The sequence below is a fragment of the Planktotalea sp. genome, from assembly GCF_049680325.1.
Lineage (GTDB): Bacteria > Pseudomonadota > Alphaproteobacteria > Rhodobacterales > Rhodobacteraceae > Planktotalea.
In genome coordinates this window covers 1-5,900 of record NZ_JBAUHO010000267.1, presented here as the reverse complement: position 1 = coordinate 5,900, position 5,900 = coordinate 1, and the positions used below count along the sequence as shown (strand labels likewise).

The window sequence follows — 5,900 nt, the reverse complement described above, 5'->3', positions numbered from 1 at the left end:
GTGTAGCCCTTGTCTGCGGCGGCCATAATCAACGCCAGCATATCCTCGGGCGTTCCCGTTGAGATAGACGAATTGATCAAAACCTTATTTGGCGCATCGCCGCCAAGCAATTGCCAGATCGGCATGTTTGCAAACTGCCCCAGAATATCCCAGCACGCCACATCAATGGCGGATTTGACGTACGGATGACCGGGAAGTTGCAGGTCCATTATGTGCATCACGGCTTCGGGGCTGCGGGGATCAAGACCGATCAAATGCGGTGCCAGTATGCCCAAGCCAGCGCGAATACCCGGCCCATGGGCGGGTAAATACGTGTGCCCCCAAGGCGTGCCTTCCCCCCAACCGATTAGCCCTGCGTCTGTTTCCACCTTGACGAAGGTCGCATCCAAAGTTTCAAATTTGAGCCGCCCGCCCGACAGCCAGTAGGGGTGCGCAAGCGGGAGGTCGATATTGTAGACCGAAATCCGAGTGATTTTCATGGCGTCACCACGATATTACCTGTGTGTTTCTTGGCAATGAACGCCGCCTGTGCTTCGCGCATTTGTTCCAGCGGATAGGTTGCGTCGACCCAGGCCCGCGTCAGCATACCTTCGGCGGTAAAATACGACCTCGAGAAGGTCGCCAGTTCTGCATCACTCAGATCCGGTTGCACGGCGAGCGCGTTGCGCAACGGGTCGACATCTGCACCCTGAATGCGCGGAAAGGTGATTGGGGCGCCGCCCCAAGTGGGGTCGTCTTCACCTACTTCTTCAAACGCGCCACCAGTCGTCGCATCCGTCACCGTCTTGGAATACCAGCCTGAGCGCGTGTTCACGTCCGTGTTGTTCAGCCCGCATGCGCGTACGCGGATCAGAACCTCGTCCGGCGCGGGGGCAAGGCGGGGCCAAGCCTCGTGCAGGACCATTTGATCCAGATCGCCCTGGCCCATTGTGACCATGGCCCGCATTGTTTTTGCCAGCATCATGACGCATCCACGCGCGGCTTCAGGCTTTCGGGGTCGTAGGCGGGTTCGCCCAACACGCGGGCCGCGCGGGGGGTGCCGTGGATCACCACCTCTAGCGCGGTACCGGGCTTGGCTGCCGCTGGTTTGACGTAGGCGAAGGCCAGAATTTTACCGACAGTGGGGCCGTAAGCCACCGAGGCGGTAGAGCCGACAACCTGCCCATTCAACATCACAGCCTCGCCGCCATGGCCGTCGGCCTTGCCGTCCGGTTCGATCTCCAGATAGGCGCAGATCCACGGCAGATCGGTGTTCAATGTCTTGTCACGCCCAAGGTAGTCCTTGTCAGAGCGCGCAAATCGCAGAACATCCGCCTCGGCCAAAGTCACCTCATTGGTTAGCTCGCCCGCGCCCTTGAAGCCTTTCTCCATGCGCATGACGTTCATCGCGAATGAACCGTAATCAACGATACCGTAAGCCTCGCCCGCAGCCCAAAGCGCGCTGTAGACGTCAAGGCAGGCCGCACTTGGCATGTGGATTTCCCAGCCAAGCTCGCCCGCATAGGACATGCGGAAGGCCCAAACGCTGTGCCCAGCGATCGTAATCTCTTGCGCGGATAGCCAGCGGAATCCTGCGTTGCTCAGGTCGGCCTCTGTGCACTTCCCGAGCACATCCCGCGCGCGCGGTCCGTTCAAGGACAGCGCAGCCCATTCGGAAGACAACGCAGCTATTGTGGCATCTTCGCCAGAACGGTTCTGGTTCAGATGATCCAGCAATCGTTGTTCGAAGAACGCGGCACAGACGAGATAGAACTTGTCCTCAGCCATGCGCACGATGGTTGTTTCCAACTCGATCCGGCCAGCGCGATTCAGCATATGGGTCAGCGTGATGGAGCCGAGCTTCTGCGGCATGCGGTTCGCGGTCAGGCGATCAAGCAGTGCATAGGCGTCCGGCCCTTCGACAACAACTTTGGTGAAAGCGGTGACGTCCATGATGCCGACGTTTTCGCGCACGGCTTTGACTTCGCTTGCGACCATTTCGTCCACGGCGGTGCGATTAAAGGAATAGTGATCTTCTTGGGCCGCGCCGTCGCGTGCAAACCAGCGGGGGCGCTCAAAGCCGTAGACTTCTTCGTGAACTGCACCCTTGGATTTCAGCAAGTCATAAAGGGGTGACGGCTTGATCGGCCGGCCTGCCAATCTGTTGAAATGCGGAAACGGAATTTCGTGGCGCAGGCAATAGTCCTCTTGTGCCTTAACCACTTGCCAATCCTTGGTGGCATAGCTGCCAAAGCGGCGCGGATCGTAGTCGCGCATGGAAATATTGGCGGCCCCATGGACCATCCAACGGGCCAACTCCCGCGTCAATCCAGGCCCCCAGCCAATCCCGATCTGCGTGCCACAGCAGCACCAATAGTTTTTCACACCAGGTGCCGGCCCGATCAGCGGATTGCCATCGGGTGGGTGGCTGATTGCGCCGTGAACTTCGCGCTGAATGCCAAGCTCGGCAAAGATCGGCATGCGGTTCAGACTTTCCTCTAACCACGGCATGACTCGGTCATAATCGGCATCAAACAACCAGTTTTCGTAGTCCCACGGGCAGTGATCGTGCCATACAGAGTTCGGGTTCTCCTTTTCATAGATCCCGATCAATCCGCGTTTTTGCTCCATCCGGATGTAGCCGGACACCTTCCTATCATCGCGAATGACTGGCAACTCGTGGTCCAACGCTTCAAATTCCGGCACCGGTTCGGTGACGAAATAATGGTGCGTCATCGAGGTCATCGGCAGTTGTAGTCCTGACCATTCGCCCATCTGACGCGCATAGGTGCCGCCTTCATTGACCACATGTTCGCAAGTGATCGTGCCTTTGTCTGTTTCAACCTGCCACTCGCCAGAGGGCAATTGCGTGATGTTGGTTGCGCGGCACTGGCGGATGATTTTTGCACCCTTTTGGCGGGCACCCGCAGCCATCGCCATGGTGACGTTGGTCGGGTCGACGTGGCCATCGTCTGGCGTGTGCAGCGCGCCCAGCACGCCGTCAAGGTTATAGAACGGGTGCAATTCGGCAACCTTGTCAGGTCCAACCAGTTCGATGTTGAACCCAAGAGAGCGCCCGACGGACAGTGTATGACGCAGCCAATCCATTTCGTCGCTCGTATAGGCCAAGCGGAACGACCCGCAGCCATGCCATGTCACGGGCTGGCCAGTCTCGGCTTCCAATCCACCAGAATACAGCCCGATGTTGTAATCGACACATTTGCCCAACCCGAAACTGGAGGTCGAGTGGGTGATCTGCCCCGCTGCGTGCCATGTGCTGCCGGACGTCAGCTCTGCTTTCTCAAGCAGCACAGTGTCTTTGCCCCATCCCTCGTGGCCGAGGTGATATGCAAGGCCTACGCCCATGACGCCGCCGCCAACAATGACGACGCGTGCGTGGCTTGGAAATTCATTCGCCAAGGAGATATCCTTTTTTGAGTCGTTTTTCTCTCGACAGGCTAATCGGACAAAAGTACCATCGTCAATCATGAATGGGACAAATGTATCAAATACGATTCTCGAGCGTTTGGCGGGTGAGCTCACTGAGCTGACACCCGAGGCGCGCAAGGCCGCAACCTATGTATTGGAGAACCCCCGCGATGTTGGGGTTTCCACTGTGCGCGAAATTGCCGAGGCCGCGAAGGTAAAGCCCAACACAGTCGTGCGCATGGCGCGGCAGGTCGGCTTTGAAGGATACGAGGATTTCCGCGCCCCGTTTCGCGAGGCGATAAGGCGCGGTGCGGCGGACTTCCCTGACCGTGCGCGCTGGTTGCAAGACATCCGCAAAACAGGCGACCTTGGCGGGCTTTACGCAGATATGGTGCGCGACGTGCTGGGCAACATCGAAGAAACCTTTGCCAGTATTTCAACCCAAGACCTGAAAGTCGCGGCCGAGGCGATTTGGGCAGCACGAAGGGTTTTCACACTTGGTGTTGGCGTCAACAATTCTGTGGCGCGGAATTTCACCTATCTTGCGTCAACTGGAATGACCGAGTTTCACGCAATTCCCCGCCCCGGTTCGACCCCCGTGGATGATTTAGCATGGGCCGACGGCCAAGACGTTTTGATTGCAATCACCTGCAGACCCTATCGATCCGAGGTGGTCGAGGCCGTTCGCATTGCCCGTGAACAGGGCATGGTCATCGTTGCGCTATCGGACAGCCCAGCCAGCCCGATTATTAGGATGGCCGACCACAGGTTTGTCGTTTCTGTCGACACACCGCAGTTTTTTCCCTCGTCGGTCAGCATCATTGCGTTACTTGAAACGCTGCTGTCCTTTGTCATTGCTGTTGCCAGTGACGAAATTCCAGAACGTGTGGCGCGGTTTCGCGCAAGACGCCATGAACTTGGCATGTATTACAGCGAGGACAAATGACAGAACCAATTCGATCACTGGCAGCGCGCTATTATACCGATCCGCAGGTCTTCGAGATCGAGAACGCAGGGTTATTGGCGCGGACGTGGCAGTTTGGCTGCCACGTTTCTGAACTCGCCAAAACCGGCGATTACGCCACCTTTGAAATCGCGGGTGAAAGCCTTTTTGCGATCCGCGGGCGGGACGACAAAATCCGCGTTTTCTATAATGTGTGTCAGCACCGTGCGCATCAATTGGTCAAAGGCTCGGGCACGACGCGGGTCGTTGTTTGCCCCTATCACGCCTGGACATATGAGCTGACGGGTGAACTGCGAGCCGGACCCAATATCAAGGCCGTGGAAGGTTTTGACAAAACCGATGTGTGCCTGACCGAAGTGCGCGTTGAGGAATTCCTCGGCTTCGTTTTTGTGAACCTCGACCCGAACGCCGCCCCGATGGAGGACTGGTTTCCGAATGCCCGCGCCGAACTGAGCGAATGGGTGCCCAATTGGGCCGACCTCAAGCCGCTGGAATGGGTTGAAATCCCGGAACACTGCAACTGGAAAGTTTCGGTCGAGAACTACTCGGAGTGCTACCATTGCTCCCTGTGTCACCCGACCTTTGCCAACGGCGTTGTGAAGCCGGAAACCTATGACATCCAGCCCCAAGGCAAGTGCCTGCGCCACACAACAGAATGTCAGGCGCTGGAACAGATGACCTATGACATCGAGTCCGGCTTTGCCCATTCCCATGAGTATTCCAGCTGGTTCTTGTGGCCGATGTTTTCGTTCCAAGTCTATCCGGGCAATGTGCTGAACACTTATCACTGGCGCGCTGTAGATGCGGATCATGTTGTGGTTTGGCGTGGCTGGTACTCCGTCGGTGGAATTGATGATGAAAAGGTTCGAAAGCTCGCCCAGCAAGATCGGGCAACCACGGTAGAAGAGGACATTCATCTTGTTGAAAGCGTTCAGCGCGGGCTAGGCTCGCGCGGCTACAAGCCCGGCCCTTTGGTCGTGGACCCCAAGGGCGGTGTGAATTCGGAACATCCCGTCATGCACCTGCAAAGCTGGATGCGCGATGCGATTGATGGTCAAGGCGAAGGATCGGATTCTTGAAGACATACTGGCAAAACTACATCGACGGCACATGGGGTGATGGCGGCGCAGGGCGGATCGATGTGTTCAACCCCGGCACAGGGGAAAAGCTTGCGGAACAGGCGCTTGCCGATGCGGGCGACGTAGACCGTGCAGTTCTGGCCGCCCAGCGTGTGCATTTGTCCGGCGCGCTTTCCGATCTGCGGCCCGTTGAACGTGGACGCATGGTGCAGGCCATGGGCCGTTATCTGATCGCACACATTGATGAGATCGCTCAAATTCTAACGCTTGAGCAAGGCAAACCCTTATGGGAAGCGCGGATAGAGGTTGAAGGCGCCGCACGGTATTTCGAGTACTATGGCAATCAGGCGGAAACGGTTGAAGGTCGTTCGATCCCGCTTGGCAAAGGCTACTTTGACTTTACGACCTATGAACCCTTCGGTGTTTCGGCCCAGATCATCCCGTGGAAC

6 protein-coding genes are annotated in these 5,900 nt (G+C 57.4%); 3 read left to right on the top strand and 3 right to left on the bottom strand.

Translation table 11 applies throughout. The features are described from left to right. From WBC85_RS12305 to WBC85_RS12295, 3 genes are all read right to left on the bottom strand, one after another. A partial coding sequence (locus WBC85_RS12305) for a mandelate racemase/muconate lactonizing enzyme family protein (RefSeq protein WP_424437474.1) occupies positions 1-479 on the bottom strand: 479 nt, incomplete at its 3' end. Beyond that, entirely contained in the window at positions 476-964 is a 489-nt protein-coding gene (locus WBC85_RS12300; protein ID WP_424437471.1) for a hypothetical protein, read from the bottom strand. The genes WBC85_RS12300 and WBC85_RS12305, both read right to left, overlap by 4 nt. Further along, positions 961-3,399: an FAD-dependent oxidoreductase gene (locus tag WBC85_RS12295; protein WP_424437468.1), complete on the bottom strand. Its 2,439-nt coding sequence runs from the start codon at positions 3,397-3,399 to the stop codon at positions 961-963. Before WBC85_RS12295 ends, WBC85_RS12300 begins: the two co-directional genes overlap by 4 nt. A 67-nt stretch (positions 3,400-3,466) precedes the next feature. Between WBC85_RS12295 and WBC85_RS12290 the strand changes: the two genes are divergently transcribed. The 3 genes from WBC85_RS12290 to WBC85_RS12280 all read left to right on the top strand — a co-directional run. Beyond that, positions 3,467-4,354, top strand: coding sequence for a MurR/RpiR family transcriptional regulator (locus tag WBC85_RS12290; protein WP_424437464.1), 888 nt, complete (start codon positions 3,467-3,469; stop codon positions 4,352-4,354). Then, positions 4,351-5,451 (top strand): aromatic ring-hydroxylating oxygenase subunit alpha, encoded by a 1,101-nt coding sequence (locus WBC85_RS12285; RefSeq protein ID WP_424437461.1) that lies wholly within the window; start codon positions 4,351-4,353, stop codon positions 5,449-5,451. The genes WBC85_RS12290 and WBC85_RS12285 overlap by 4 nt, the downstream gene beginning before the upstream one ends. Further along, on the top strand, positions 5,448-5,900 hold a 453-nt coding region (locus WBC85_RS12280; RefSeq protein ID WP_424437458.1), incomplete at its 3' end, for an aldehyde dehydrogenase family protein. The genes WBC85_RS12285 and WBC85_RS12280, both read left to right, overlap by 4 nt.

Bases quoted from the DNA above. Each gene is read 5' to 3' on its own strand.
- WBC85_RS12300 (WP_424437471.1), bottom strand. From the start codon at position 964: ATGATGCTGGCAAAAACAATGCGGGCCATGGTCACAATGGGCCAGGGC.
- WBC85_RS12290 (WP_424437464.1), top strand. From the start codon at position 3,467: ATGAATGGGACAAATGTATCAAATACGATTCTCGAGCGTTTGGCGGGT.
- WBC85_RS12285 (WP_424437461.1), top strand. From the start codon at position 4,351: ATGACAGAACCAATTCGATCACTGGCAGCGCGCTATTATACCGATCCG.